This window comes from Paraburkholderia sp. SIMBA_030, assembly GCF_046535245.1.
Classification (GTDB): domain Bacteria; phylum Pseudomonadota; class Gammaproteobacteria; order Burkholderiales; family Burkholderiaceae; genus Paraburkholderia.
Map to the genome: position 1 here is coordinate 1 of NZ_JAWRXB010000072.1, position 659 is coordinate 659.

General features: G+C 49.5%; 1 rRNA gene. It reads right to left on the reverse strand.

The features are described from left to right. Positions 1–329: ribosomal RNA gene (locus tag SB772_RS39045) — 16S ribosomal RNA — on the reverse strand; the annotation flags it as partial. Between the last annotated feature and the right edge of the window lie 330 nt (positions 330–659).

A 659-nucleotide genomic window follows, 5' to 3' on the forward strand; every position in this document is an offset into this window, starting at 1 on the left:
GGTCCGTGTCTCAGTACCAGTGTGGGGGATCACCCTCTCAGGCCCCCTAAGGATCGTTGACTTGGTGAGCCGTTACCTCACCAACTATCTAATCCTGCGCGTGCCCATCTCTATCCACCGGAGTTTTCAATTTCAAATGATGCCATTCAAAATATTATGGGGTATTAATCTTCCTTTCGAAAGGCTATCCCCCAGATAAAGGCAGGTTGCACACGTGTTCCGCACCCGTGCGCCGCTCTCAAGATCCCGAAGAATCTCTACCGCTCGGCTTGCATGTGTTAGGCCTCCCGCTAGCGTTCATCCTGAGCCAGGATCAAACTCTCATGTTGAGAATTCAATCATTGGCATTTACGTCACGTTCTGAATCGACGAGAACTTCACACCTGTTTTCTAAACAGCCAACCCGAAAGCCAGCCGTCAAAAACCAGTGTAACTTCTCTTGATAAACGTGACCGCCAAAGTCTCTTTCCAAGATCAAGCATCGCTGCTCAATCCGCGAACTCCGCCGCCCACGTTTCTCTTTCTTCTCATCTTCAATTGTCAAATAACAGACCAGATAACCCGGTCAAAACTTCCCGCACCCAAACCCGAAAGCCTGGGAATAAATCAGCCTCAAAGGCCAACCTTCAAGAAATCCTAGAGCGAAAGACTTCGTCGCC